This window comes from Cupriavidus sp. FW305-3-2-15-C-LB2 (assembly GCF_058787575.1).
The window spans coordinates 287627-312849 of sequence record NZ_JBYSZW010000002.1; the positions used below are offsets into that span (position 1 = coordinate 287627).

The window sequence follows — 25223 nt, forward strand, 5'->3', positions numbered from 1 at the left end:
GGAACCAAAATCGGAGGCTGTATGACGGGCAATGCGATGACGCAAGTCGAATGGAAGCGGATGGCGCTCGACCGCGGCCGCAGGGGGGACCACCCGCCCGGGCCAACCCGCATGGAACTCTCTGGCACGCTGCAGATGCAGGATATTGTCCAGGCACTGGGGGCGGAGCCCGATGAGCAGCGCTGTGTCGAGGCCGGCCTCGAGGTGCTTGCGATGGCCGGGCACCCGCCTGCGCGCGCCGTGGTGTCGATGGACCACGGGCGGCCGCCGGCGCTGGAATTCTATGTCGATGCCGCTGTGCCGACCTGCTGCGAACTGGACTGCACCGTGCAGCACGCGATCGCCAGCCGTTTCACCAGCGTGCTGCCGCCGGGCCTGGCAGTCACGGTGCTGCCGCTGGCCGCCTATGCACAGGAAGCCACCGACGAAGTCAAGGCGTTTGACGCGGATACCTTGCGCACCTGCGCCCGCGAACTGCTGGGCTGCGGCGGGGAGATGAACCAGCGCCTGGCGGTGGTGTGCGCCTACCTGTCGGCGCTGCATGGCGCGCAGGCCGTTGCCGAGCAGCTTGGCTACCTTGAGCAGAGCCTGCTTGCGCAGGGCCAGGAGGCCTTGTCCTGGCGCCTGCGCCGGCACCGCAGCGTGGAAGGGCGGGAGCTGGCGCAGGCATTGGAAGGACTATCCCGCGCCGCGGCTGGCGCCCTGTATGAGTTCGGCGCCAGTTACAGCGCTGCGCGCGCCAGCTATCAGCTGGAGCAGATGCAGCGTGTCCATGACCGGATCGCGCGCTTTCGCGACACCTGCCGGCACGGCGGGCGCTGCCCCGAGCCCCGGCACGCCGTGTGCGCGGACACGGCGTACTGAGTCGCGGCAATCAGATGCCGGCCATGCAGGTGTACTTGATGACCAGGTAATCCTCGATGCCGTAGTGCGAGCCCTCGCGGCCCACGCCAGACTGCTTGACGCCGCCGAACGGCGCCACCTCGTTGGAGATCAGGCCGGTATTGACGCCCACCATGCCGTATTCCAGGCGTTCGGAGACGCGCCAGACCCGGCCCAGGTCGCGGGCATAGAAGTAGCTGGCGAGGCCAAACTCGGTGTCGTTGGCCATGGCGACGACGTCATCCTCGGTTTCGAAGCGGAACAGCGGTGCCAGCGGGCCGAAGGTCTCCTCGCGCGCGACCAGCATGCCGGCGCCGACGTCGGCCAGTACGGTCGGCTGGAAGAAAGAATGCCCCAGCGCATGGCGCTGGCCGCCCTGCAGCAGGCGCGCGCCCTTGCCGAGCGCGTCGGCGATATGCTCTTCCACCTTGGCCACGGCCTTGTCGTCGATCAGCGGGCCGATGCGCACGCCATCTTCCATGCCGTTGCCGACCTTCAGGGCCGCTACTGCCGCCACCAGCTTCTGCGCAAACGCCTCGTACACGCCCGTCTGCACGTAGATGCGGTTGGCGCAGACGCAGGTCTGCCCGGCATTGCGGTACTTGGACACGATCGCGCCTTCAACCGCCGCGTCCAGGTCGGCATCGTCGAACACGATAAAGGGCGCATTGCCGCCCAGCTCCATCGACACCTTCTTGATCGTCGACGCGGTCTGGGCCATCAGCACGCGGCCAACCTCGGTCGATCCGGTGAAGGTGAGCTTGCGCACCAGCGGGTTGCTGCTCATCTCGCCGCCGATGGCGCCGGCCGAGCCGGTCACCACCGACAACACCCCGGCCGGAATGCCCGCGCGCTCGGCCAGGGCCACCAGCGCCAGCGCTGTCAGCGGGGTTTGCGATGCCGGCTTGAGCACCATGGTGCAACCTACCGCCAGGGCCGGGCCGGCCTTGCGCGTGATCATGGCGGCGGGGAAGTTCCACGGCGTGATGGCTGCGCATACCCCCACCGGCTCCTTGGTCACGACTATGCGCTGGTTGCTGACCGGCGCCGGGATGGTGTCGCCATAGACGCGCTTGCCTTCCTCGGCAAACCATTCGATAAACGAGGCCGCGTAGGCGATTTCGCCGCGCGCTTCGGCGATCGGCTTGCCCTGTTCGGCGGTCATGATGCGCGCCAGATCTTCCTGGTTGGCCATGATCAGTTCGAACCATTTGCGCAGCAGCGCCGAGCGCTCCTTGGCGGTGCGGGCGCGCCATGCCGGCAGCGCGCGGTTGGCGGCTTCGATGGCCTGGCGGGTTTCATCGGCGCCCAGTTGCGGGACCTGTCCCACGCGCTCGCCGGTGGCCGGGTTGGTGACGTCGATGCGGCGCTCGCCGTCGACCCAGCGGCCGTCGATATAGCACTGCTGCCGCAGCAGCGAGGAGTCCTGGAGGTTCAGCATGGTTGTCTCGGTGGATGCCGGCGGTGCCGGACGTCTTGTGGAAGCCTGAGACAACGATTGTAATCCGGCGGTCTAGGTTGAGGTCTCTGGCGGACCGGCAGGTGCTTCGATACCCCAGTCGCCGTACTCCAGCCAGTCGTCGCCGAGCAGTTCAATCGGGTGCTGCGTGCGGCTGGAGCCGTTGCCGCAGCCCATGTCGTCTACGGAGCAGTACTTGTCGCAGCCCCAGCAGATGCGCTCGGGGTGGCGGGGATGAAGGGGAAATTTCTTGGCCATGGCTTGCGGTTGGGAACTGCTGAGACGATTATGCCCACACCCGCAAGCCGTCGATTTGCGCAACCGCAAGCACAAGTCAGCCGGGAGCCATCCCGCTCAGTCCCATCCGTCGGCATCCAGCCGGGTCCAGCGGTCGGGCGCCTCGCCATCGGGCGAGGCCAGCAGCAGTGTCTGGCCGCAGTGCGCGCAACGGTACACAAACGCATTCTGGCCGCTGGCGGTGCGCAAGGTCGCCGACATCACCAGCCTGGGATGCGGCGGCACGTGGCCCGGCCGGTCCAGCTGCGACTCGCACAGGTCGCATATAGACATCATTGTTTTCCTCCGCACGATCCCCGGCGTAGCAAGAATGCTGTGGTGCAGCATTCGCTTTTCCAGTATAGCGGCGGATCGATAGTGCCGTTGGGCGATGGCGGGCGGCTATTCGCCAAGGAACTCTGCCACCACTTCGAGCCCTTCAATGTGATCGGCAACCACCTTGGCGATGGTGATCAGCGGGATGGCGAGCAACATGCCCCATACGCCCCAGAGCCAGGTGAACAGGAGCAGTGCAACAAATACGGCCACCGCGTTCATGCGCGCCATGCGGCCGGTCATCCAGGTGGTGACGACCGACCCGATCAGCGTGGCGATCAGCAGCGATCCGACCGTTGCCGCGGCTGCCATGCCGAGCGTGCCGAACTGCATGAAGGTCACCACCCCCAGGCAGACCGCGATTGCCAGGGCGCCGAAGTAGGGCACCAGGTGCAGCGCCGCGGCCGCGATTGCCCAGCTGCCGGCGTTGTGCACGCCCAGCCACTTGAGCAGCAGCCAGGTACAGGCGCCCAGGGCCGTATTGGTCACCAGCAGCATGCCCATGTAACGGCGGATGGAGCGGTTGACCTCGTCCAGCATGTGCACGCTGATCTTCTTCTCGGAAATGGTATGCCCGACCATCTTGATGAACTTGCGCTTGAAGGTATCGCCGGCCAGCAGCAGGAAGTACAGCAGGAAGACCACTACCACTGCCTGTCCGGCCATGGTGAAGATGCTGACCGAGCCGGCCAGCAGCATGTTGTGGATCTGGGCGGGCGCTTGCTCCACCACCACCTGCGTGCCGCGTGCGGGCGGGGGCTGGCCGGTGCCGCTGAGGACGGTGGCGGCGCGACGTACCTTCTGCCACATGGAATCGTCGCCGCTCATCAGCGCGCCGACCGAGCGCGACAGCTTGCTGGCCGTCTCGGGCAGGCTGTTGACGATCGATTCCACCTGCCCCTGCAGCAGGTAGGCGCCGCTGAGCAGGGCGCTCAGCACGGCCAGCAACACCACGGTGCCCGCCAGCGCGCGCGGCAGGCCCAGCCGCTGCAACGCGCAGACCAGCGGGTCCAGCAGGTAGGCCAGGACGATCGCGAGCACCACCGGAATGAGGAATTCGCGTGCGATATGCACGGCGTACAGCGAAAAGAGCGTCGCCAGCACCACCAGTGCCACGCTGGCACGGTGCAGCGAGGCGGTGACGGCATCGGCCGGCACGACTGAGTCAGCCATCTCCGCCATCGTGCGGGACCCGGCGGCGCCCTCGGTGTCGGCGCCGGCATGCGGGCTGCCGTCGGCGGGCAACGGAACGGGCGAAGCAGGGGGCAGCGAAGAAGGCGCGGAATCGGGAATGGTCGACATAGTCGGGCGCCCTGGCAAAAGGCCTGGCGCTGCTATGAAGATAGCTGGCCGGCAGGCTGCGGCTGTCGGACGCCGCCGCCTGCGCATGTCAGACAAGCTCGGCAGCGAGGCGCCTTACAAGCGACACCGCCCGGCCGGCAGCATGGCGCTGCACGACCGGGCGGTACGGTGACTGCGGGCGGGAGCGCGCAGGCTCAACCTGTCACCGTCTTGGTTTCAAGGAACTCGGCAATGCCTTCGGGGCCGTATTCACGCCCGTTGCCGGACGTCTTGTAGCCGCCGAACGGTGCGGTGAGGTCCATTGTCGCGCCGTTGATGCGCACGCTGCCGGCGCGCAGGCGGGCGGCCAGCTTGCGTGCCCGCGCCGCGTCGGACGACGCGATGTAGGCGGCCAGGCCGAACTCGGTGTCATTGGCGATTGCCACCGCCTCTTCTTCTGAGTCGTACGGCAGCAGGCATATCACCGGCCCGAAGATCTCTTCGCGCGCGATGGTCATGTCATTGCGCACGTCGGCAAAGATGGTCGGGCGCGCATAGAAGCCGCGCTGCAGCCCGTCGGGGCGGCCGGGGCCGCCTGCGGCCACGCGCGCGCCTTCCTCGATGCCCACCCCGATGAGGCGCTGCACCTTGTCGTACTGGCCGCGGTTGGAGATCGGGCCCATCTTGGTTTCGGGGTCGGACGGGTCGCCCACCTTGACCGCGTTGGCGACGGCGGCGGCAATCTGCACGGCCTGCTCATAGCGCGAGCGCGGCACCAGCATGCGCGTCGGCGCGATGCAGGTCTGTCCGGTGTTGACCGTGCACTGCGCCACGCCGCTGGTCACCGCCGCCTGCAGGTCGGCATCGTCCAGGATGATCATCGGCGACTTGCCGCCCAGCTCCTGCGCCACGCGCTTGACCGTGGGCGCGGCGCTGATGGCCACTTCCACGCCGGCGCGGGTCGAGCCGGTGATCGACACCATGTCGACGTCGCGATGCGACGACAGCGCGGCCCCCACCGCGCGGCCCTCGCCATAGATCATGTTGAAGACACCCGGCGGCGTACCCGCGGCATCCATGATCTCGGCGAAGATCCGGGCGTCCAGCGGCGCGATCTCGGATGGCTTGAGCACCACGGTGCAACCCGCCGCCAGCGCCGGCGCCACCTTGGCCGCGATCTGGTTCAGCGGCCAGTTCCACGGCGTGATCAGCGCCGCCACGCCGATGGCCTCGCGCAGGATGCAGCTGTTGCCGCGGGTGGTTTCGAACTCGAAGTCGCGCAGCGCCTGCAGCGTTGCCTGCAGCTGTGCCAGGCCGATCGCGGCCTGCAGATTGGTGGCCAGCGTGATCGGTGCGCCGATCTCCTGGCGCACCGCCTGCGCCAGGTCGCCCATGCGCGCCTGGTAGGCGGCGATGACGCGCTCAAGCAGGGCGATGCGTGTTTCACGCGTGGACACCGACCAGGCCGGGAAGGCTGCGCGCGCTGCGTTCACGGCCTGGTCCACGTCCGCCGCGGTGCCCATGGCGAGCTTGCCCGCGACCGCTTCGGTGGCAGGATCGATGATGTCGGCCTGGGTCGCGCCCGCTGCGGGCTGCACCCACTTGCCATTGATATAGAACTTGTCGACGATGTTCATGCCGGTTGCCTCGGATTGTCTTTGGGTGGGGACGGTCAGACCGGGCGGTCGCCGATGATGGTGGCGCGGTTCATATGGCGCACGGCCGGGAAGTAATCCTGCACCGCGTAGTGTTGCGTGGAGCGGTTGTCCCAGAGCGCGATGGTGTCCGGCTGCCAGCGCAGGCGCACCTGGTACTCTGGCGCGGCGGCCTGGCGGTACAGGTACTGCAGCAGGTCCAGTTCGGCCGGGCGGTAGTCGGAGCCGATGCGATATGGCGCTTCCTTGACGAAGTTGGCGAAATGCGTGGTGAAGGCTTCGTTGACGAACAGGATCTTTTCGCCGGTTTCCGGGTGCGTGCGTACCACCGGGTGCACCATCGGCGGATACTTGGTGCGCATCTCCGCGTATTTTTCTTCGTTCAGCGCCGAGCCGAAGGTCGGCATGGCGTCGTGCACGGCCTTCAGGTTGGCGATGCGGGCCTTCATGTCCTGCGGCAGGTTTTCATAGGCCGCGGCCATATTGATCCACATGGTATCGCCGCCGACCTCCGGGCACTCCACGCAGCGCAGCATCGAACCCATCGACGGGATCTCACGCCAACTAACGTCCGAGTGGTAAAGGTTCTCGCGCCCGCGCGTCGTGCCATCGCGCCCGAATACAACCAGTTCGGGATGTTCCGGGTGGTTGGTAAACATCGGATGCACTTCCAGCTCGCCGAAGCGGCGCGCCACGGCCACGTGCTGGGCTGGCGTGATTGCCTGCTTGCGGAAGAACAGCACCTTGTACTTCAGCAGTGCGCGGCGCAGTGAGAGATAGGTGTCGTCGTCCAGCGGCTCGCGGAAATCGATGCCTTCGACATCGGCGCCGATCGTCGGCGTGCAGCGGCGCACGGCAAAGGGAAAGGCTTCATTGTCCAGCGCGCGGTAGGCTTCCGGGCTGATGGTGGTTGCGGCAGTGGCTTGCATGGGGTGTCTCCTCGGTGTGGTGGTTGCCAATGCAGGGGGATAGCCGGCTTAGCGGTGCGAGGCCTTGACCAGGTCCGCAGCCTTTTCGCCGATCATGATGGCGGGGGCGTTGGTGTTGCCGCCGATCAGCGTCGGCATGATCGATGCGTCAGCGACGCGCAGGCCCTCCACGCCTTGCACGCGCAGTTCCGGGTCGACTACCGCCATGTTGTCGACGCCCATCTTGCAGGTGCCGACCGGGTGGTAGACCGTGTCCGCGTGCGTGCGCACGAAGTCGCGGATGGCGGCTTCATTGCTGCTGTCGGGGCCGAAAGCGTCGGTCAGGATTTCGCGCCCGCCGTGCTGCGCCAGCGCAGGCTGCGCAAAGATGCGGCGGATTGCCCGCACGCCTGCGACCATGCCGGCCATGTCTTCCTCAGCCGACAGGAAGCGCGGATCGATCACCGGCGTCTCGCGCATGTCGGCGCTGCGCAGGCGCACATGGCCGCGGCTCTTCGGACGCAGCACGCAGGCGTGGCAGGAGTAGCCGTGGCCCAGTTTGCCCAGGTTGCGGTTGCCGAGCAGCGCCACGGCAAAGTGCAGCTGCACATCCGGGATGTCCAGCTCGGGGCGGCTGCGCAGGAACGCACCGGCCTCGGCGATATTGGACGACACCATGCCGGTGCGGTTGCGCCGGTAGCGCATCACCTCGCGCGCCAGCCGCAACATGCCGCGGCCGGTCTTGCCGAACAGCTCGGTCGTTTGCAGCTGCTTGTTGACGATGATGTCGAGGTGGTCCTGCAGGTTCTCGCCCACGCCCGGAAGGTCATGGACCACGTCGATGCCGAAGTTGCGCAAGTGCGCGGCCGGGCCGATGCCGGATGCCAGCAGCAACTGCGGCGAGTTGAAGGTGCCGCCGCTGACCACGATCTCGCGCCGTGCGCGCAGGGTCTGCACCGCCCCGCCGCGCACGACTTCCACGCCGACAGCGCGCCTGCCTTCGAACACGATGCGCAGCGCTTGCGTATCGGTCAGCACCGCCAGGCCGCGACGGCCGCCATTGAGCGCCGTGTCCGCGGCATTGCCGTTGTGCAGGTAGGCCCGCGCCGAGTTCCAGCGCTCGCCGTTGCGCTGCGTCACCTGGTACAGGCCGACGCCTTCCTGGCTGTGGCCATTGAAGTCGTCGTTGTGAGGCAGGCCGGCCTGGATCGCTGCCTGGACAAAGCGCTGTGCAAACGGATTGGGCGAGCGCAGGTCGCTCACATGCAGCGGCCCGTCATTGCCGTGCAGCGGATGTTCCTGGCCGGCCAGGCTAGGATTGCGCTCGCTGCGGCGGAAGTAGGGCAGGACGTCGTCGAAGCCCCAGCCCCGGCAACCGAGCGCGGCCCAGTCGTCGTAGTCGCGCCGATGGCCGCGGATATAGACCATGCCGTTGATCGAGGAGCTGCCGCCCAGGCCGCGCCCGCGCGGCTGGTAGGAGCGGCGGCCGTTCAGGCCCGGTTGCGGTACCGTGTAGTAGGCGTAGTTGCGCGGGCCGGCCTTGGGCACCACCGCGGCAATGCCCACCGGCGCCCAGATCGAGAAGTGATGATCATGCGGCCCGGCCTCGAGCAGCGCCACGGTCGCACTCGGGTCTTCTGCCAGGCGCCCCGCCACGGCGCACCCCGCCGATCCCGCGCCGATCACGATGTAGTCGAACTCCGCCGCCGCGCTGGCGGTGTCTTGTGATGTCTTGGTATTCAATTTACGTGTCTCCTGAGTTGCCAGCATGCGGTGATCTGCGGGGGCGCGCGCATATCTGGTGACGACGGATACTGCCATTACCTGTTATAACAGGTCAATAGGGTTACGCCGCAGGCTGTTATGATAGGTATAATCCCTTCCACCCAGTTCGGAGCCGCCGCCAAGGCGGAACATAAGTGGCGCTGCCCAGGTTCAAAGAGATCGAAAACGAGATTCGCCAGCGAATCGCCAGCAACACATGGGGGCCGGGCGCCAAGCTTCCGTCCGAGGCGGAGCTGGTGGCGGAATTCGCGGTCAGCCGGATCACCGTGCGCCAGGCCCTGTCCGGGCTGCACAACGCCGGCCTGATCGAGAAGGTCAACGGCAAGGGCAGTTTCGTGACTCGTCCCTCAGACACGCCCAGCCTTGGCGCGCTGACCGGTTTCTATGAAACCGCACGCGCCCGTGGCCAGCTCGCCTACGGCAAGCTGGCGTCGGTACGGCTGGTGCGCGCGCCGGCCCATGTGGCGGCGGCGCTGCGTCTTCAACCTGGCGAGAAAGTGCTGAGCGTGGCCACCGTGCGGTACTGGGATGACGCGGCCGTCGCGCATTTCACCCTGATGGGTCCTGAGCCGCTGATGCGCCGCCTGGTGCAGGAGGACCTGGAAACCAACGACGCCATGTCGCTGTTTGAAAGCCGGCTCGGGTACCGGTTCAAGGAAGTGGCGATGGAAGCTACCGCCGTTGCCGCGCCCGCGGACGTGGCGCGCCGGCTCGGTGTTGCCGAGGGCGAACCGCTGTTGCGCCTGCGCAGCACGCCGCATGATATCGATGACACACCGTTGTTCTGCGGCGAACTGCTGTTCCGCCCGGACCGCTATGCCTACAAGTGGACACTGACGCGCTAGCACGGATGCCTGCCATCTTCAGTCGATACTGAACTGCGCCGGCGCGGTAACTTTTACCCGCGGCGCGCACTTCTTACTGTGGCCGGACCGCAGTCATGTCACTTTCCCGCATTGCCGGGCGCCGCGTTGCCAACCCGGCCCGCGCCGCTCGTCGTATGGCGCCGCTGGTACGTCAGTTGCGTCTTCCGCAGCAGAGCTGCGTTCCAGCGCGCTCACCGGCAGCCTGCGCCGTGCAGCAAGGCTTGCCGCCAACCTGCTAGATGGAGGAAGACATGAAAACAACACTAGGCATCGGCACAGCCCTGCTCGCACTTGGCATCCTGGCGGGTTGCTCCGCCACCGGCAGCACCACCGGCTCTGGCTCGCTGTCCGGCTCCGGTTCGGTCACCGAACAGAGCCGCAGCCGCAGCGCCACCCCTGGCTCAAGCACTTCTACCGGCACGTCCGGCGCTACCAGCACGACCAGCCCGAGCGGCACCTCCAGCGGCAGCAGCGGTGCAGCCAGCGGCTCGGGCACGGCCCGCTGACGCCGGCGCCGCCGCCGGTGGCCTGGCACCGGAGGCGGCGCGGCTTCACTATCGGTCCCGGCCGGTAACAACGCGCGCGTCGCGGCGCGCGGGAATGATGTCCTCGTCGGCCAGCCGTTGTTGCAGGTCGTTGTTGGGCACGTGGGTAAAGTCCTTGCCAATTTCCTTCGTGATGACGTCGGTGACGCCGGCGGGAAGGGCTTTGCGCAGCAGGCCCAGGAAACGCGGCGCCGCGATCAGCGCCAGTGAGTCAAAGCGCTGCTTGTTGCGCGCATCGGCAAGGTAGTCCGCCACGCGGCGGGCAAACAGCTGCGCTTCCTGGTGCAGTTCATCCTCGCCGGCCGACGATGTGACGGTGGACGGCCCGGCCTGGTGGGCACCGGGGTGCCCGGCGTCGCCCTGTACGGCGGCGTGGCCGCGCCGGCCGTAGGCGTCGCGACGCAGGTTGGCGCGGTCGCCATGTGCTGCCGCGTCAGTGATTTCCTCAACCAGAGCCATTGGCGCGGTTGAGGCGTGCGAGGCAAAAATGCGGGCGAGGGATTCGTCCGCCACAAGAATCCAGGTGTGTTTCATGATCGCTCCGGTTGCCGGTGCGAACACCGGTCCCCCATCCCTCGCTTCAAAGGATACGCCATCCGGGCAGGGGGACGTCACCGGACCGCAGATGACGCCGGGCGTAGTCACCACACGCCAAAGAACACGCCGGCCTGCTTGTACACATTGGTCTTGGCCGCCACCTCTTCGTTGGTTACCGTCACGCGCGGCTTGAGCGTGCAGAACCACTCCAGCAACCGCAACCGCATGGCGCTGCGCACGGCTTCGTGGCCGGGGTCGCTGCCCAGGTCGAAATACTCCTGCGGATCGTTCTGGAGGTCGAACAGCTGTGGCCGGAACCCTTGCCAGTGCACATATTTCCAGCGCGCGTCACGCACCATCCAGGCGCGGCACTCGCCGGGATGGCGGCCCAGCGCCACGCGAGCGCCGCGATAGGCATAGTCCAGCTCGGATACGACGAAATCGCGCCAGCTGCCGGCATAGGCACGCTCGCCCGCGCGCGTCAGGCCCAGCAACGAGCGGCCCTCGACGCGGTGGTCGGCCGGCGGCAGGCCCAGTGCGTCCAGCACCGTCGGCACCACGTCGACCGCGCTGACCATGCTGGCCTGCGCGCTGCCGCGCGTGGCATCCGCTGCCGGCGAGGGGTCGTAGACGATCAGCGGGATGTTCTGCACAGTGTCGTAGAACTGCTCCTTCTCGCCCAGCCAGTGGTCGCCCAGGAAATCGCCGTGGTCGGCGGTGAAGACGATCAGAGTGTCCTGCCAGCGGCCCAGGCGTTCGAGCTGTTCCCAGAGCTGGCCGAGCCGGTCGTCGATCTGCTGGATCAGGCCCTGGTAGGCGGGGCGCACCGTGTCCGAGACTTCCTGGCGCATGAAGTTGGCGCATTCTTCCTGCGTGCGGTAGGCCGACAGCACCGGGTGCGGGTCTTCCAGCTCGGCGTCGTGGCGCTGCAGCGGCATGCAGTCATCGAGCGAATACGCGGCGTGGTAGGGCGCGGGCGCCAGGTAGGGCCAGTGCGGCTTGACCAGCGACAGATGCAGCACCCACGGATCGTCGCCGCGCGTGGCGATGTACCGCATCGCCTGGTCCACCGTGTACGCGGTCTCGGAATGCGGCTCGGCCACGCGCGCGGGCAGGCCGGCGTTGCGCATGTGCCAGCCGGAGACTATCTCGCCGCGTTCGTTCTCGGCGCTGATCACGTAGTCGGTCCACGGATCCGCGCTGTCGTAGCCTTGCTGGCGCAGCCAGTCGGCGTAGGCGCTGTGCGGCTCGGCGTGGTGGCCGTCATGGCGGTCGACTTCGGTGAAGTGGCCGCTGCGCAGCAGCGTTTCCAGCTCAGTGCCGCCGTCCAGGTGCAGCCGCTTCAGGTTGGCGTTGTCGGGCATCACATGGGTCTTGCCCGCCAGCGCCAGCGCGCGGCCGCTGTGCTTCAGGTATTCGCCCAGCGTGACTTCGCCGACCGACAGCGGCACGCGGTTCCAGGTGGCGCCGTGGCTGCTGACATGGCGGCCGGTATAGAAGCTCATGCGGCTGGGGCCGCAGACCCCGGAGGTGACGAAGGCGCGGTCGAAGCGCACGCCGCGCGCGGCCAGCGCATCGATATTGCGCGTGCGCAGCGCCGGATGCCCGTAGCAGCCCAGGTGGTCGCGCCGCAGCTGGTCGCACATGATGAAGAGGGTATTGCGGATCGTCATGGTCGGTTTGCCGGGTTTCAGTCGCCGGTATAGCCGGACGCCTTGACCACCGGTGCCCACTTGCCGGCGTCGGCCTTGAGCACGCCGGCAAAGGCGTCGGCCGGGCCGGTTGCGGGTTCCAGCCCCAGCTTGAGGAACTTGTCGCGCACGTCCGGCGACTGCACGGCCCTGACGATGGCGGCGTTGAGCTTGTCGAGCACCGGGCGCGGCGTGCCCGCGGGTGCCAGCAGGCCGTAGCGGCCTTCACCTTCGATGCCCTTGTAGCCAAGCTCGGTGAAGGTCGGCACATCGGGCAGCGCCACCGAGCGGTGGGTGCCGGAAGTCGCCAGCACGCGGATCTTGCCGGCGCGGTGCATTTCGGTCAGGTCGGCAAGGGTGTCGACCGAAGCCGGCACCTGCCCGCCGACCAGCGCGCTCATCAGCGGCGCAGAGCCGTTGAAGGGGACGTGCAGCATGTCGATGCCAACCTGCTTGCCGATCATCAGCCCGAAGAAATGCGGGATGCTGCCCAGCGCCGGCGAGGCGTAGGAGTTGTTCTGCGCACCGGCCTTGAGCCATGCCACATAGTCCTTCAGCGTGCGCGCCGGGCTGGCCGGCCCGGTGGCGAGCGCCAGCTGGAAGTTGGCGGCCTGCGCCACGGGCGTGAAATCGCGCTGGATATCGTAGTTGAGCTTGCGGTAGACCAGCGGCGCAATGGTCATGACCGCCGAGTTGGCCACCACCAGGGTATTTCCGTCGGCCGGCTGCGTGCGCGCGTAGTCCATCACCAGCCGCCCGCCGGCGCCGGGCTTGTTCTCGATGACCACGGTCTGGTTCAGGGTCTCGCGCAGCTTGTCGCCGACCAGGCGTGCGGCGAGGTCGGCGGTGCCGCCGGCCGGGTAGCCCACCAGGATGCGCAGCGGACGGTCCGACTGCGCGCTGGCGGGCGCGGACCATGCAGCGGCAACCGCCAGCAGGCACGCGGCGAAGCGGGGAAGGAAGGTGCGAGGGCTCACGATGTCTCCAGTTTGTTGTCCGCCGGCGAGCGGCGTCGATGCAAGCTAACACCCGTCGATATAATTGACAAAGTCAACTAATTGGCAGGTGTGGCATGGCACACGACAACAGCGGCAACCGCCTGCAGCGGCCGCAGCGGCTGGCGGATTTCATCAACTACCGGATCTACCACCTGAACCGCGTCGCGCTGGGCGCCACGGCGCTGCACCTGCGCGCCAGGGCGGGCGTCACGCGGCGCGAATGGCGCATGATCTCCTTCCTTGGCGAGCAGCCAGGCACCCGGCTGACCGAACTGGCCGAAAGCGCCGGCCTGGACAAGGTGCTGGCCAGCCGCGCCGTCCACGCCCTGGTGGAACGCGGTCTGGTCCGCCGCGAAACGCGTACCCAGGACCGGCGCGCAGCAGCCTTCACGCTGACCGAGCAAGGCGAAGCCGTCTACCGTGCAGCGTTCGCACAGGCGCGGGACTTCAATACGCGGCTGGCTGCCTGCCTGACGGCGGAAGAGGCGCGCGTGCTGTCGCGCTGCCTGGACAAGCTGCAGGCGCAGGCCGGCGCGATGCTGGTCGAGGCGCAAGCGTTGCCACAGCCGGAAGGGGAAGCGCCGGCGTGGGATCTGCTGCAGGTGTGGCGGGGAGGGAAGGGCTAGCGGCTGGGCGGTGCCGGTCACGCCTGCACCGCAGCGTCGCGCAGCCACAGCGCGAAGCGCCGGATCAGCGCCTGCTTGGGATTGTCCCCACGCCAGACGATGTAGCAGTTGTGGCTCGCGGGAAAGCTGGCGGCCAACGGCTGCACCAGCCTGCCCGCGGCGATAGCCTCCCGTGCCAGCAAGGCGCGCGTCAGCGCCAGCCCCAGGCCGCTGGCGGCGGCTTCGATCAGCAGTGCGCGGCAGTCGAAGACGATGCCGTCTTCCGGCTCGTCCAGCACCACCCCCGCCGCCGCGCCCCATTGCGCCCAGCGAAAGCGCGCGTGCCGCAGCCGCGGCAGGTGCGCGGCGTCTGCGGCCGTCATGCCCGCGTGCCGCTGCGCGAAGTCGGGGCTGCATACCGCGATGATGTCGTCGTCCAGCAGCTTCACGCACTGGTAGCCGGTGAAGGGCGCGGGACCGTAGCGCAGGCTGACGTCGAGGTCGGAGCGGGCGAAGTCCGGGTCGTCGGTGCTGGCTGCGATAGACAGGTCCAGGCCGGGCAGGGCTTCGCGCAACCGCGGCAGCTTGGGTACCAGCCAGGCGCCGGCCAGCTCGGGGCTGACATTGACGCTCAGCGACTGGCGTTCACGCGCGCGGCGCTCGGTGGCACCGGCCAGCGACAGTTCGACCGCGCGCAAGGCATTTTCCAGTTCATCGGCAAGCTCGCGCCCGGTGGCGGTCAGTTCCAGTTGCCGGCCGGCGCGCAGGAACAGGGTGCAGCCCAGCTGTGCCTCCAGCGCACGGATATGGCGGCTGATGGCGCCGTGCGTCACGCACAGCGCATCGGCGGCGCGCGTCATGTTGCCCGTGCGCGCGGTGGCGGCAAAGGCCTGGAGGACTTGCATCGAGGGGAGCCTGCGGATCATGGCTGTGATCTTGCCTCACAGGTCATGGCAAAACAAGTCGATTGTCCTGCCATGCCGCGCGGCCGATACTGGGCCGCACCGAACCGGCCACTGCGAAGCCGGTGCGCGACGAGGAGACCCCCAATGAAACTGCAGCTGAAGATCAACGGCAAGCGCCATGCCGTCGATGCCGACCGCGACATGCCCCTGCTGTGGGTATTGCGCGACTACCTGGGCTATACCGGGACCAAGTTCGGCTGTGGTGCCGGCCTGTGCGGGGCCTGCACCGTGCATGTCGACGGCAAGGCCGTGCGCGCCTGCATCACGCCCGTGGGCAGCGTGGCACGTGCCGACATTACGACCATTGAGGGATTGTCGGCCGACAATTCGCATCCGGTGCAGCGTGCGTGGATTGTCGAGCAGGTGCCGCAGTGCGGCTACTGCCAGTCCGGCATGATCATGGCCGCCTGCGCCTTGCTGAAGGAGAACCCGGAGCCCGCGCCTGAAGACATTCGCGCCGGCATCACCAACCTGTGCCGCTGCGGCACCTACCCGCGCGTGGAGCGCGCCATCCTGCGCGCCGCCAGGGGACAGAACATGGCCGATACCGACGGGAGGGCGCAATCGTGAGCGAATGCCACACCAGTCGCCGCCGCTTCCTGCAGGCTGCCAGCGCCGTGCCGGCAGCGTTCGTGCTGGGCTTCCACCTGCCGCTGGCAAAGGCCGCGGATGCGCCCGCGCGCGATCCCGACGATATCAACGCGTGGCTGCGCATCGATGCCGATGGCAGCGTGACCATCATGGTGCCTTCCGCCGAGCTGGGGCAGGGCGTGATGACATCGGCGCCGATGCTGATTGCCGAAGAGCTGGAGTGCGACTGGAAGCAGGTGCGCGCGGAGCTGGCGCCCACCGATCCGGTCTACAACAACCGCATGTTCAAGGTACAGGCGACCGCCAGCAGCACCTCCGCGCGCTGGTCGTTCGAGCCGCTGCGGCGCATCGGCGCTACGGCGCGCGAGATGCTGCGCGAAGCCGCGGCGCAGGGCTGGAAAGTGCCGGTCGCGGAGTGCCGTGCCGTACAGGGCGTGGTGCGTCATGAGGCCAGCGGCCGGACGCTTGGCTACGGTGCGCTGGCAGCGCGGGCTGCCGCCTTGCCGCGCCCGGCCAGCGTGGCGCTGAAGGATCCGCGCGACTGGAAGCTGCTGGGCCGCCCGACTGACCGGCTCGACATTCCGCTGAAGACGCGCGGTGCTGCGGTGTTCGGCGTCGATGTCAAGGTGCCGCGCATGCTGGTGGGCTCGGTGATGGCCTGCCCGGCATTCGGCGGCAAGCTGCACCGTGTCGAGGCCCGGCCGGCGCTGGCCGTGCGCGGCGTGCGGCGCGTGGTGCCGTTGGACGACGCCGTGGTGGTGCTGGCCGACAGCTACTGGACCGCGCGCAAGGGCCTGGCCGCGCTCAGGCCGGACTGGAAACTGCCGCAAGGCGAACCCGTCGGCGATGCTGCCTTGATGGCCGGCTACCGGGAAGCCGCGCGGAGCGCTTCGGCGCTGGCGTTGCGCAATGGCGACCCCGATGCGCACATGCAGGCCGGCCAGGCCTATACCGCCGAATACGAGGTCCCGTACCTCGCGCACGCGACCATGGAGCCGATGAATGCCACGGCCGACGTTCGCGCCGACCGTGCCGAGATCTGGGGGCCGACCCAGGTCTGCGGCGAGATCGCGCATCGGCTGGCGCCTGTGCTCGGCCTGCCGGCCGAACGCATCGTTGTGCATTCGACCTTTGTCGGCGGCGGCTTCGGCCGGCGCGAGGAGTTCGACGTCTTTTTGCAGGCGGCGCTGGCATCGAAAGCGGCAGGACAGCCGGTCAAGCTGATCTGGTCGCGCGAGGAAGATATCCAGCACGACTTCTACCGCCCCGCGGCGGCGGCGCGCTTCAGCGCCGTGCTGGCACCCGGCGCGGCAGGCATCCGCGCGCTGGATGCGCGGCTGGCGTGTTCATCGATCTACATCCGCAATTTCCCGGACCGGGTCAAGGGCGGCGTCGATCCCAAGTCGGTCGAAGGCGTGGTGGACCTGCCTTACGCGCTGCCCAATATCGCCGTGCGCCATGCGATGGTCAATACCGCCGTGCCGGTCGGTTTCTGGCGCGGCGTGGGCTATACCCAGAACACGTTCTTTGCCGAGAGCTTCGTCGACGAGCTGGCCCACCATGCCAGGACTGATCCGCTGCAGTTCCGGCTGCGCCTGCTGGCCGAGCGCCCGCGCCAGGCGGATTTGCTGCGCCGGCTGGCGCAGCAGGCCGGCTGGGGCGGCGCACCGGCGGGGCGCTTCCAGGGCGTGGCGCTGTCGCAGGCATGGGGCTCGCTGTGCGCGACGGTAGTGGAGCTGTCGGTGCGGGACAAGCGCATCACGCTGCACCGCATCGTCAATGCTATCGACTGCGGCACCGTGATCAACCCCGCCACGGTCGAGCGCCAGCTTGAGGGCGCCAGCATCTGGGGCCTGAGCGCGGCGCTGTCCGGCGTCATCACGATTGGCGACGGGCGCGTGCAGCAATCCAATTTCCACGACTACCCACTGCTGCGCCTGGCCCAGACGCCGCGCTTCGAGGCTGTGCTGGTGCAGAGCGGCGAGCGCATCGGCGGCGTGGGGGAATCGGCGGTGCCGACGCTGGCGCCGGCGCTGGCCAATGCGCTGTTTGCTGCCACGGGCGAGCGCATCCGTTCACTGCCGCTGGCGCGGCATGGGTTCGAACTGGCGTAGCCGCGGCGCCGGGCCCTCAGGACGCCATCGCCGCTGCCGTGGCGCCGAAGGTTGCGACGCAATTGCGCCCGGAGCGCTTGGCCAGGTAGAGCGCTTCGTCGCCGGCACGGAGAAAGGCGCGCAGCTCGGCGAAATCCTTTTCGTTGCCGGGGCCGTTGGCATCGGTCACCGCACCGATGCTGACCGTCAAGTGCCCGTCGGCACCGGCAGCATTCGGAATCTGCAAGGCCTGGACGGCAGCGCGGATGGCCTCCGCCATGGCGGCCGCGCCGGCAGCGTTGGTGTGCGGCAGCAGGATGGCAAACTCTTCGCCGCCATAGCGCCCCGCATAGTCGCCCGGCCGCCGCACCTGGCGCTGGATGCAGGCGCCCACCGCTGCCAGCGCATCGTCACCGGCCTGGTGGCCGTAGCGGTCATTGAATTCCTTGAAGTGGTCGACGTCCAGCATCAGCAGCGACAAAGGCTGGCTGTGGCGGCGCGCGCGCCGCCATTCCACGTCGGCGGCATCGTCCAGCGCACGGCGGCTGCCAAGGCCGGTCAGTCCATCGGTGTTGACCATCCAGCGCAGGTGCTCTTCCATCTCGGCACGGCGCCGCCATTGGCGCGACAGCAATACCGAGAGCGCGATGATGGCAGCGTCCAGCGCGATGATCATCGCCCCGAACACCCAGGCGCGCTTGTGCCAGGGTGCCAGCACGTCGTGGGTGGCGCGTCCCACCACGACCAGCAGCGGAAAGCCCGGAGTGCGCCTGAAGCTGTAGAGCCGCTGCACCCCGTCGACTGCCGCGACGCCGATAAACGTGCCTTGCGTGCCTTGCAGCAGCGGTGCAAATGACGGGCTGCCGGAGATGTCGCGCCCGATCGATTCGGCTTCATAGGGCCGCCGCATGATGATGGTGCCGTCCGTGCGCAGCAGCGTCAGGGTGCCGCCCGCGCCAAGGCTTACGCCATCGAACAGCTTGCGGAAGTAGTTCAGGCGCAAGGTGCCGACCACGGTGCCGGCAAAGCTGCCGTCCGGTGCGGAAAGCCGCCGGCTGATGCCGATGGACTTGTTCTCCGGCGCCAGGCGCGGCTGGAACGGCCGGCTCAGGAACAGGCCGCTGTGATCGCCGCTGCGGTGGACCTGGAAGTAGTCGCGGTCAGAAACGTTGACCGGGCGCGGCGGCCACTGGTGCGAGTCGAACACCAGCGTGCCGTTGGCGTCGGTGACCAGCAGCGAGCCCATGTCTTCGGCGTTGATCAAGCGGTCGAACAGCAGCCGCTGGCGCAGCGCCGGCGGTTGCGCCAGCAGTGCGGGATCGTGCATGGCTTCCACTATGCCCCCGATTGCCAGCTCATGGATCTGCAGGTTGCGCGTGATGCTGCGTTCCAGCGTCAGCGCCAGGTTGGCCGAGGCCTCGCTGGCATTGTCCAGTGCATCCCTGCGCATCTGCACCAGGGCGAGCGCACCAAGGGCCGCGATCATGCAGACCAGGACAAGGCTGGCGGCAACGATCAGGGAGGCCGGGCGGGAAATGGCTTTGCGGGCCGGAAAGTGAGGTATTTGACGCACGAAGGAAAGCTGTTCTGCTTTTATGCGGCCATTGTAGTACCTGGCCGCAGCCTGGCTCAGTTGCGTTATGCGCCAGCGCATCGTCCCGGAGCTTGCGGCCCTGGTCCTGCCTGGCCAGGGCACACGTGCTGTGTGCCACTGCGCGCGTCCGGCACTACGCTGCACGCACAGTTCTTCCCTACACTTGAGCATGGCGGGTTGCCGCCGCTGAAGGGAAGACCGCATGCAGCCAGAGCCTGCACAACCCAAGCCTGTGGCGCTCGCCCTGCAGGGCGGCGGCATGCATGGCGCCTTTACCTGGGGCGTGCTCGACCGGCTGCTGGAGGACGGCAGGCTGGCGATCGAAGGTGTCAGCGCCACCAGCGCCGGGGCCATGAACGCCACCGTGCTGGCCTACGGGCTGCTGCAGGGCGGCAGTGACGGCGCGCGCCTGGCCTTGCATGATTTCTGGGAGGCGATCGCGCACTCGGCGCAGCGCTACAACCCGTTCCGGTGGCTGCCTTGGTTCAAGAGCAGCCATACGCTGGGCCTGAACCATTCGCCGATGTATGCGATGGCCGACATCGCGCTGCGCCTGCTGTCGCCGTACCAGTTCAACCCCAACAACCTCAATCCGCTGCGCGACGTGCTCGGCAGCCAGGTCGACTTTGCGGCACTGCGCGAGCATTGCCCGATCCGGCTCTACCTGTGTGCGACCAATATCGAGACCAGCCGGATACGCATCTTCCCGCCCGAGGAACTCAGCATCGACGCCGTGCTGGCCTCGGCCTGCGTGCCCACGCTGTTCCAGGCGGTCAGCATCGACGGCCAGCACTACTGGGATGGCGGCTATGTCGGCAACCCGGCGATTTTCCCGCTGATCTATCACTGCCAGACCCACGATGTGGTGATCGTCCATATCAACCCGATCGTGCGCCACGGCGTGCCGACCACGGCCGCGGATATTCTGAATCGCGTCAATGAGGTCAGCTTCAACTCGTCGCTGATGCGCGAGATGCGCGCCATTGCCTTCGTCACGTCGCTGATCCAGCAGGGCAAGCTCGACGGCACGGAGATGAAGGAGGTGTGGATCCATTCGATCCGCTCGGACCAGACCATGGCCGCGCTGGGGGTTTCCACCAAGTACAACGCCGACTGGAATTTCCTGTGCTCGCTGCGCGACAAGGGCCGCGCAGAAGCGAGCCGGTGGCTGGAGCAGCACTACGACAGCGTGGGCCGGCGCTCCAGCATCGATATCAGCGGGGAGTTCCTGTAGGCCAGGCCGCCTGCGCCAGCCGCCACGTCAGGTTGGCGCGTGCCTGCGCCTCGTAGCGCGCCTGGAACAGGTCGGTGGTGTAGATGCGCGGGCTGGCCAGCAGCGCACTCAGGAAGGCGCGCTCGGCGGCGTCATAGGCGGCGTCGTCCAGGTCGGTGCGTTCGGCCCGCAGGTTGGCGCCATTTTCCTGGAAGCGCGCGCGGCTGCAGCCTAGCGCCGCCAGGTCGATGTCGGCGGTGAAGCGGCCGGCCAGGCTTGCCGGCACTTCGGCGTGGGTGGTTTCCAGGATAAGGGCGGCCACGCGCGCGGCGGCGGCGATGCTGCCGCCCGACCAATGGCGCAACCATGCGGCGCTGCGTTGCTCGTTGTCCGTGGCGCCGGGCACGTAGATGACGTCGTGGCACCAGAGCGCCAGTTCCACCTCGTCGGTATCCGGTATCGCGCTGCGCGCCCAGTCCAGGTCTTGCAGGCAGCGACGGACATGGTCGAGGGTGTGGTAGTGCCGCGTCGGCTCACCGTAGCAACGAGCGAGATCGGCATAGGCGTCGGCCGCGTGCGTGCCGCCCGCACGTGTCCACAGCGCGACGAAGCGGTCTTGCAGGGGGAGGCCTGGCGTCGAGGTCATGCGTGGGGGCGCTCCGGGGTATTGGCCTGGTCGGCCGCCAGCGCTGCAAGCAGCGCCTGGGCCTCCTGCCAGTCCGCGGTGTCGGTGCCCTCGCTGAAGCTGCCGTGGACCCGCGCCAGCACTTGACGCGCCGCGTCGACCTTGCCTTGTTGCCGCCACAGCCGGGCCAGGCTCAGGGTGGCCTGCAGCTCCAGCGGCTTTGCACCTTGTTCGTGGGCGACCGTGATGGCCCGGTGCAAGCAGGCTTCGGCTTCCTCCTGCGCGGCCGGCGGCGCAGGGCGCTCTGCCGACAGCTGCAGCAGCATCTCGGCGCGCAGCCGGTACACGGTTGCCTCATCCAGCCGTTCTCCGGTCTCTTCCACCAGCGCTTGTGCCTGCGTGAGCACGTCCAGCGCGGCGGTGGTCTGGCCTGCCTTGCCGCAGGCCTCGGCAACCAGGGCCAGCAGGTTCGGCATGCCCAGTCTGCCGCCGGTGGCCTCATAGGCGGCCACGCCCTGGCGCATCAGCGCAACGCCTTCCTGGTGACTGCCCAGCGCCGCCATCGCCCAGCCCTGCAGGACGGTGCCCCACGCCAGGTAGATTGGAAAACCCTGTTCGCCCGAGATGGCGATGGCGGCTTCGGCGTACTCCTGTGTCAGCCGGACTTCGTGCCGGCATTGATGCTGTTCCGCGGCAAAGACCAGGCACAGGGCAAGGTTGTACGCATCCGGGCGGGCACGGGCCATGGCCAGCGCCTCCTGGCAGCGCGCCAGTGCCTGGTCCGCCAAGCCCTGGTACCACAGGATCCAGCCCAGCGTGCTGGTGGCGTGGACGGCCGGGTCGCGCCCGTAGCCCGTGAGGAAGTCGTACGCCGGTTGCTCAGGATGCGGCACCGCGAGCACCGCCTCAACATGCTTGCGCGCGGCGTCCAGCATGCCAAGGCGGAACAGCGTGGCGCCGATCGCGCGATGACCCTCCGCCAGCTGCTTGGGCTTCTGCGACTTCATGGCCAGCGCAAGCAGCCGCTTGCCCAAAGGCAGCGAGACCTCGTATTGCGCACGAAGCTGATAGAACGCCCACAACCCCAGTTGTGCCGAGAACAGGTAGGGCGTTTGCTGGCCTTGCTCGCACAAGGCCAGCGCCCGCCGGTAATTGCCCTCGACTTCGGGCGATGCCTGGCCCCGGGCCGCAATCAGGGCCGGCCCGAGCGCAAGCAGCAGCGTCAGTTCCTGGCGCGCGCGTTCGGCACTGTCGGGTTGCCGCTTGAGCAGGTCGATGGCCGTGCTCAGGTGCCGGATCGCTTCGGCCTGCGCCGAGCGCAGCAGGGCTTGCTGGCCGGCGCAGTGCAGGTACTCGACCGCCTTCGGGATGTTGCCGCTGTTGCTGTAGTGGTGCGCCAGTTCGCTGCAGTAGTCCTTGAGCCGGCCATGGAAGAGCGCCTCGATGGCCTGGGCGGAGCTTTCATGCAAGGCGCTGCGCCGCTCGGTGAGCAGCGAGCTGCCGGCCACCTCCTGGGTCAGCGCGTGCTTGAAGGCGTACTCGACCTCAGGGAATGCCGGCCGTTCGTAGATGAAATCCGCAGCCTGCAGGTCGGACAGCAGCGGATGCAGGTGGTCTTCCGGCAAGCCGGTCACGCGCAGGACCAGGCTCAGCGGGAACTCCTTGCCAATCACGGCCAGGGTCTGCAACAGCTCCTTCTGGGCCAGCGGCAGCCGGTCGATACGGGCGGCCAGCACGCCTTGCACGGTGGTGGGGATATGGAGCAGGGCCGGCGCGGTCTCGATGCGGTAGCAGCCGGGCTGGCCGAGCAGCGCGCCTTCCTCGGCCAGGGTCTGGACCACTTCCTCCATGAAGAAGGGGTTGCCTTCGGTCTTGTCGAGGATCAGCCGCTTCAGCGGCACCAGGCTGCGGTCGTCCCCGAGCAGCGCGGTCAGCAGTTCCTGCGCCTCCGCCTGCCCCAGCGGCTGCAGCTGCAGCTGCGAATAATGCCCGTCCGCATTCCAGCGATGGCTGTACTCCGGCCGGTAGTTCACCAGCAGCAGGATGCGCGCGCCGGGCACATGGTCGATCAGCATATTGAGGAAGGCCTCGGTCTCACCGTCCAGCCATTGCAGGTCTTCGAAAATGACTTCCAGCGGCTGGTTGAGGCTTTCCCGGACCAGCAGCCGCGCAATCGCCTCGAAGGTGCGCTGGCGCCGGATGGTCGGGTCCATGGTCGGCAACGGCGAGTCGGGCTCGATGGTGCCGAGCAGGTAGAGCAGGTAGGGCAGGTGTTCTTCCAGCGAACGGTCCAGGGTCAGCAGCCTGCCGGTCACCTTTTCGCGGCAGCTGCGGTCGCCGTCCTGCGCCGTGATCTGGAAATAGCTCTTCAGCATCTCGATCAGCGGCAGGTAGGCAAACGCCTTGCCGTGCGAGACCGAGAAGGTCTCCAGCGCCAGGCAGCCCTGCTGCGATCTGACCTTGAACTCATGGAACAGCCGGGACTTGCCGACCCCCGCTTCGCCGACCACCGCAACAATGCGCCCGTGTCCAGCCTTGGCCTGCCCCAGCGCCGCGTGCAAGTGCGCCAGCTCATCCTGGCGCCCGACAAACCTGGCGAGGCCGCGGTGCGCGGCCACCTGCAGGCGCGTGCGCAAGGCTCCCAGGCCGACGACTTCATATACCGCGAGCGGATCCCGCACGCCCTTGACATGGGTGGTCCCCAGCGCCGTGAACTCGAAATAGCCTTCGGTGAGCTTGTGGGTCGATTCGCTGACAAGGATCGACGCCGGCGTGGCAATCCCCTCCATGCGCGAAGCGATATGGATGGTGTGCCCGACCGGATCGTAGTCGGTGTGCAGGTCATCCTTGCGGATCGAGCGCACCACGACTTCGCCGGTATGGACGCCGATCCGGATCTGCAGCGGGATGCCTTGCTCCAGCCGCACGCGGTCGCTGTGGCGATGCATCGCGTCCTGCATGCGCAGCGCCGCGTAGAGCGCGCGCAAGGCATGGTCCTCGTGGGCAATCGGAGCGCCGAACAGCGCCAGGATGCCGTCGCCGAGGAACTTGGCCACATAGCCCTCATAGTGGTGGACGGCTTCCATCATCAGCGTCACCACGGGGTCGATCAGCCGGCGCGCGTCTTCGGGGTCGAGGTCCTGCGTCAGCGCGGTCGAGCCGGCCATGTCGGCAAACAGCGCGGTGATGGTCTTGCGCTCGCCGGCGGTCTCGCCCCTGGCCTCCATTGCCGCCTGTTCGGCCAGGATGCGCCCGGCAAGGTGGGGCGGGGTGTAGAGGACCGGGGCCGTGGCCGCGGGCGGCGCTGGCGTGGCAGCGGTGCTGACCGGGGCGTCGGTCAGCGCAAAGCCGCAAGCGCGGCAGAACTTCGCGGCTGCAGTGGCTTCCTCACCACACTGCGGGCAGGCTCGGCCAAGCTTTGCTCCGCACGCCTCACAGAAGTTGGCTCCCGCGAGGTTCGCGAAACCGCAACTGGTGCAGCGCATTTCGCCTCCTGGCCGTCGTTGGTTGCCTGGACGGTACTCAAGACTATTAGAGATGGGATCGGCGGGGATGGCAAGGCGGCGCAGCCTGGCGACAGTGCGTCCAGACCCGCCCCCGGCCAAGTGACTGATCGGGGTTGTACGCTTATTCCCCGCGCTCGTCCCTGACCTGCACCTTGCCGTCCGCCACCCGGACCGGGAACGTCGCCACCGGCTCGTAGGCGGGCGGGGACAGCGCCTCGCCCGTCAGCAGGGAAAAGTGCGAGCCGTGGCGCGGGCAGACGACTTCCTGGCCTTCCACGTCGCCGCCGCAGAGCGGCTCGGCCTCATGCGAGCAGAGGTCCTCGATGGCGTAGTAATTGCCATCCACATTGAATACCGCGACCTGGACGCCATCGATATCGACGCTGCGGCAAGTGCCGGGCGCGAAGTCCTCGGCTCGGGCGACATCGATCCACTCGCTCATCTCAGAGCAGCCCCAGTTCCAGGCGTGCCGCCTCGCTCATCCGTTCTCTCGACCAGGGCGGGTCCCACACCAGTTCTACCTCGACCGCGTCCACCCCGCTGGCTTCCATCACCGCGCTCTCCACCACGCCGGGGAAGGTCTGCGCCACCGGGCAGCCCGGCGCGGTCAGCGTCATGCGGATCCCGACCTTGCCGCTGGCTTCGTCCACCGATAGCTGGTAGATCAGGCCAAGGTCGTAGATATTGACCGGGATCTCGGGGTCGTACACCGTGCGCAAGGCCGCTATCACCCGCCCCTCGAGGCTGTCCGGCTCAGCCTCGAACCTGTCTTCGTGTTCCCTGGCCTTGTGCAGCCAATCGATCATGCTCAT

General features: G+C 67.8%; 23 protein-coding genes. 7 read left to right on the top strand and 16 right to left on the bottom strand.

Annotated elements, in window-relative coordinates; genetic code table 11:
* Positions 1-36 precede the first annotated feature (36 nt).
* Complete coding sequence (locus AC3WRR_RS03195) at positions 37-864, top strand: hypothetical protein (RefSeq protein ID WP_492296221.1); 828 nt, start codon at positions 37-39, stop codon at positions 862-864.
* A 10-nt stretch (positions 865-874) separates the two neighbouring features.
* Here AC3WRR_RS03195 and gabD read toward each other — a convergent pair whose 3' ends face one another.
* From gabD to AC3WRR_RS03230, 7 genes are all read right to left on the bottom strand, one after another.
* Positions 875-2323, bottom strand: coding sequence for an NADP-dependent succinate-semialdehyde dehydrogenase (gabD, locus tag AC3WRR_RS03200; protein ID WP_011617296.1), 1449 nt, complete (start codon positions 2321-2323; stop codon positions 875-877).
* 72 nt (positions 2324-2395) lie between these two features.
* Positions 2396-2599 carry a DUF3079 domain-containing protein gene (locus AC3WRR_RS03205; RefSeq protein ID WP_041688119.1) on the bottom strand — a complete coding sequence of 68 codons (204 nt, stop codon included), beginning with the start codon at positions 2597-2599 and terminating at the stop codon, positions 2396-2398.
* Positions 2600-2695: 96 nt separating this feature from the next.
* Complete coding sequence (locus tag AC3WRR_RS03210; RefSeq protein ID WP_010814521.1) at positions 2696-2911, bottom strand: hypothetical protein; 216 nt, start codon at positions 2909-2911, stop codon at positions 2696-2698.
* Positions 2912-3019: 108 nt separating this feature from the next.
* Positions 3020-4255, bottom strand: coding sequence for an AI-2E family transporter (locus AC3WRR_RS03215; protein ID WP_010814520.1), 1236 nt, complete (start codon positions 4253-4255; stop codon positions 3020-3022).
* 194 nt (positions 4256-4449) lie between these two features.
* Positions 4450-5871, bottom strand: coding sequence for an aldehyde dehydrogenase family protein (locus tag AC3WRR_RS03220; protein ID WP_492296222.1), 1422 nt, complete (start codon positions 5869-5871; stop codon positions 4450-4452).
* Between the two features lie 35 nt (positions 5872-5906).
* The gene (locus AC3WRR_RS03225; protein ID WP_058696803.1) at positions 5907-6818 is read right to left on the bottom strand and encodes a TauD/TfdA dioxygenase family protein; all 912 of its coding nucleotides are present in this window, start codon (positions 6816-6818) and stop codon (positions 5907-5909) included.
* Between the two features lie 48 nt (positions 6819-6866).
* Complete coding sequence (locus AC3WRR_RS03230) at positions 6867-8540, bottom strand: GMC family oxidoreductase (RefSeq protein WP_010814517.1); 1674 nt, start codon at positions 8538-8540, stop codon at positions 6867-6869.
* A gap of 176 nt (positions 8541-8716) precedes the next feature.
* On the opposite strand from AC3WRR_RS03230, the gene AC3WRR_RS03235 reads away from it, so the two are divergent.
* Together AC3WRR_RS03235 and AC3WRR_RS03240 are read left to right on the top strand one after the other, a co-directional pair.
* Complete coding sequence (locus AC3WRR_RS03235) at positions 8717-9427, top strand: GntR family transcriptional regulator (RefSeq protein WP_010814516.1); 711 nt, start codon at positions 8717-8719, stop codon at positions 9425-9427.
* Positions 9428-9699: 272 nt separating this feature from the next.
* Entirely contained in the window at positions 9700-9954 is a 255-nt protein-coding gene (locus AC3WRR_RS03240; protein WP_168163311.1) for a hypothetical protein, read from the top strand.
* A gap of 48 nt (positions 9955-10002) precedes the next feature.
* Here the strand turns inward: AC3WRR_RS03240 and AC3WRR_RS03245 are convergent, their stop codons facing one another.
* The 3 genes from AC3WRR_RS03245 to AC3WRR_RS03255 all read right to left on the bottom strand — a co-directional run bounded on the left by AC3WRR_RS03245 (position 10003) and on the right by AC3WRR_RS03255 (position 13198).
* A complete protein-coding gene (locus AC3WRR_RS03245) occupies positions 10003-10554 on the bottom strand; it encodes a host attachment protein (protein ID WP_234788113.1) in 552 nt (183 codons plus the stop codon).
* A gap of 80 nt (positions 10555-10634) precedes the next feature.
* On the bottom strand, positions 10635-12203 hold the full coding sequence (locus AC3WRR_RS03250; RefSeq protein ID WP_010814513.1) for a sulfatase-like hydrolase/transferase: 1569 nt from the start codon (positions 12201-12203) through the stop codon (positions 10635-10637).
* Between the two features lie 17 nt (positions 12204-12220).
* Positions 12221-13198 carry a Bug family tripartite tricarboxylate transporter substrate binding protein gene (locus AC3WRR_RS03255; RefSeq protein WP_010814512.1) on the bottom strand — a complete coding sequence of 326 codons (978 nt, stop codon included), beginning with the start codon at positions 13196-13198 and terminating at the stop codon, positions 12221-12223.
* Between the two features lie 95 nt (positions 13199-13293).
* Here AC3WRR_RS03255 and AC3WRR_RS03260 point away from each other — a divergent pair, with 95 nt between their 5' ends.
* The gene (locus tag AC3WRR_RS03260) at positions 13294-13845 is read left to right on the top strand and encodes a MarR family winged helix-turn-helix transcriptional regulator (protein WP_010814511.1); all 552 of its coding nucleotides are present in this window, start codon (positions 13294-13296) and stop codon (positions 13843-13845) included.
* Between the two features lie 17 nt (positions 13846-13862).
* Here the strand turns inward: AC3WRR_RS03260 and AC3WRR_RS03265 are convergent, their stop codons facing one another.
* Positions 13863-14729 (bottom strand): LysR substrate-binding domain-containing protein, encoded by an 867-nt coding sequence (locus AC3WRR_RS03265; protein ID WP_246840200.1) that lies wholly within the window; start codon positions 14727-14729, stop codon positions 13863-13865.
* Between the two features lie 144 nt (positions 14730-14873).
* On the opposite strand from AC3WRR_RS03265, the gene AC3WRR_RS03270 reads away from it, so the two are divergent.
* Entirely contained in the window at positions 14874-15359 is a 486-nt protein-coding gene (locus tag AC3WRR_RS03270; RefSeq protein ID WP_010814509.1) for a (2Fe-2S)-binding protein, read from the top strand.
* Positions 15356-17494 (top strand): xanthine dehydrogenase family protein molybdopterin-binding subunit, encoded by a 2139-nt coding sequence (locus tag AC3WRR_RS03275; protein WP_010814508.1) that lies wholly within the window; start codon positions 15356-15358, stop codon positions 17492-17494. Before AC3WRR_RS03270 ends, AC3WRR_RS03275 begins: the two co-directional genes overlap by 4 nt.
* A gap of 16 nt (positions 17495-17510) precedes the next feature.
* Here AC3WRR_RS03275 and AC3WRR_RS03280 read toward each other — a convergent pair whose 3' ends face one another.
* A complete protein-coding gene (locus tag AC3WRR_RS03280; RefSeq protein WP_492296226.1) occupies positions 17511-19046 on the bottom strand; it encodes a sensor domain-containing diguanylate cyclase in 1536 nt (511 codons plus the stop codon).
* Between the two features lie 223 nt (positions 19047-19269).
* Here AC3WRR_RS03280 and AC3WRR_RS03285 point away from each other — a divergent pair, with 223 nt between their 5' ends.
* Positions 19270-20301 (top strand): patatin-like phospholipase family protein, encoded by a 1032-nt coding sequence (locus tag AC3WRR_RS03285; protein ID WP_010814506.1) that lies wholly within the window; start codon positions 19270-19272, stop codon positions 20299-20301.
* Here AC3WRR_RS03285 and AC3WRR_RS03290 read toward each other — a convergent pair.
* The 4 genes from AC3WRR_RS03290 to AC3WRR_RS03305 all read right to left on the bottom strand — a co-directional run bounded on the left by AC3WRR_RS03290 (position 20282) and on the right by AC3WRR_RS03305 (position 25223).
* The gene (locus AC3WRR_RS03290) at positions 20282-20926 is read right to left on the bottom strand and encodes an HD domain-containing protein (RefSeq protein ID WP_454750256.1); all 645 of its coding nucleotides are present in this window, start codon (positions 20924-20926) and stop codon (positions 20282-20284) included. The genes AC3WRR_RS03285 and AC3WRR_RS03290 overlap by 20 nt on opposite strands.
* The gene (locus AC3WRR_RS03295; protein WP_492296228.1) at positions 20923-24390 is read right to left on the bottom strand and encodes an adenylate/guanylate cyclase domain-containing protein; all 3468 of its coding nucleotides are present in this window, start codon (positions 24388-24390) and stop codon (positions 20923-20925) included. Before AC3WRR_RS03295 ends, AC3WRR_RS03290 begins: the two co-directional genes overlap by 4 nt.
* A 142-nt stretch (positions 24391-24532) precedes the next feature.
* Positions 24533-24853, bottom strand: a complete 321-nt coding sequence (locus AC3WRR_RS03300) for a Rieske (2Fe-2S) protein (protein WP_010814503.1) — start codon at positions 24851-24853, stop codon at positions 24533-24535.
* 1 nt (position 24854) lies between these two features.
* Entirely contained in the window at positions 24855-25223 is a 369-nt protein-coding gene (locus AC3WRR_RS03305; RefSeq protein ID WP_010814502.1) for an SUF system Fe-S cluster assembly protein, read from the bottom strand.

Bases quoted from the DNA above. Each gene is read 5' to 3' on its own strand.
- AC3WRR_RS03195 (WP_492296221.1), top strand. From the start codon at position 37: ATGACGCAAGTCGAATGGAAGCGGATGGCGCTCGACCGCGGCCGCAGG.
- gabD (WP_011617296.1), bottom strand. From the start codon at position 2,323: ATGCTGAACCTCCAGGACTCCTCGCTGCTGCGGCAGCAGTGCTATATC.
- AC3WRR_RS03205 (WP_041688119.1), bottom strand. From the start codon at position 2,599: ATGGCCAAGAAATTTCCCCTTCATCCCCGCCACCCCGAGCGCATCTGC.
- AC3WRR_RS03210 (WP_010814521.1), bottom strand. From the start codon at position 2,911: ATGTCTATATGCGACCTGTGCGAGTCGCAGCTGGACCGGCCGGGCCAC.
- AC3WRR_RS03215 (WP_010814520.1), bottom strand. From the start codon at position 4,255: ATGTCGACCATTCCCGATTCCGCGCCTTCTTCGCTGCCCCCTGCTTCG.
- AC3WRR_RS03220 (WP_492296222.1), bottom strand. From the start codon at position 5,871: ATGAACATCGTCGACAAGTTCTATATCAATGGCAAGTGGGTGCAGCCC.
- AC3WRR_RS03225 (WP_058696803.1), bottom strand. From the start codon at position 6,818: ATGCAAGCCACTGCCGCAACCACCATCAGCCCGGAAGCCTACCGCGCG.
- AC3WRR_RS03240 (WP_168163311.1), top strand. From the start codon at position 9,700: ATGAAAACAACACTAGGCATCGGCACAGCCCTGCTCGCACTTGGCATC.
- AC3WRR_RS03250 (WP_010814513.1), bottom strand. From the start codon at position 12,203: ATGACGATCCGCAATACCCTCTTCATCATGTGCGACCAGCTGCGGCGC.
- AC3WRR_RS03260 (WP_010814511.1), top strand. From the start codon at position 13,294: ATGGCACACGACAACAGCGGCAACCGCCTGCAGCGGCCGCAGCGGCTG.
- AC3WRR_RS03265 (WP_246840200.1), bottom strand. From the start codon at position 14,729: ATGCAAGTCCTCCAGGCCTTTGCCGCCACCGCGCGCACGGGCAACATG.
- AC3WRR_RS03270 (WP_010814509.1), top strand. From the start codon at position 14,874: ATGAAACTGCAGCTGAAGATCAACGGCAAGCGCCATGCCGTCGATGCC.
- AC3WRR_RS03285 (WP_010814506.1), top strand. From the start codon at position 19,270: ATGCAGCCAGAGCCTGCACAACCCAAGCCTGTGGCGCTCGCCCTGCAG.
- AC3WRR_RS03290 (WP_454750256.1), bottom strand. From the start codon at position 20,926: ATGACCTCGACGCCAGGCCTCCCCCTGCAAGACCGCTTCGTCGCGCTG.
- AC3WRR_RS03295 (WP_492296228.1), bottom strand. From the start codon at position 24,390: ATGCGCTGCACCAGTTGCGGTTTCGCGAACCTCGCGGGAGCCAACTTC.
- AC3WRR_RS03300 (WP_010814503.1), bottom strand. From the start codon at position 24,853: ATGAGCGAGTGGATCGATGTCGCCCGAGCCGAGGACTTCGCGCCCGGC.
- AC3WRR_RS03305 (WP_010814502.1), bottom strand. From the start codon at position 25,223: ATGAGCATGATCGATTGGCTGCACAAGGCCAGGGAACACGAAGACAGG.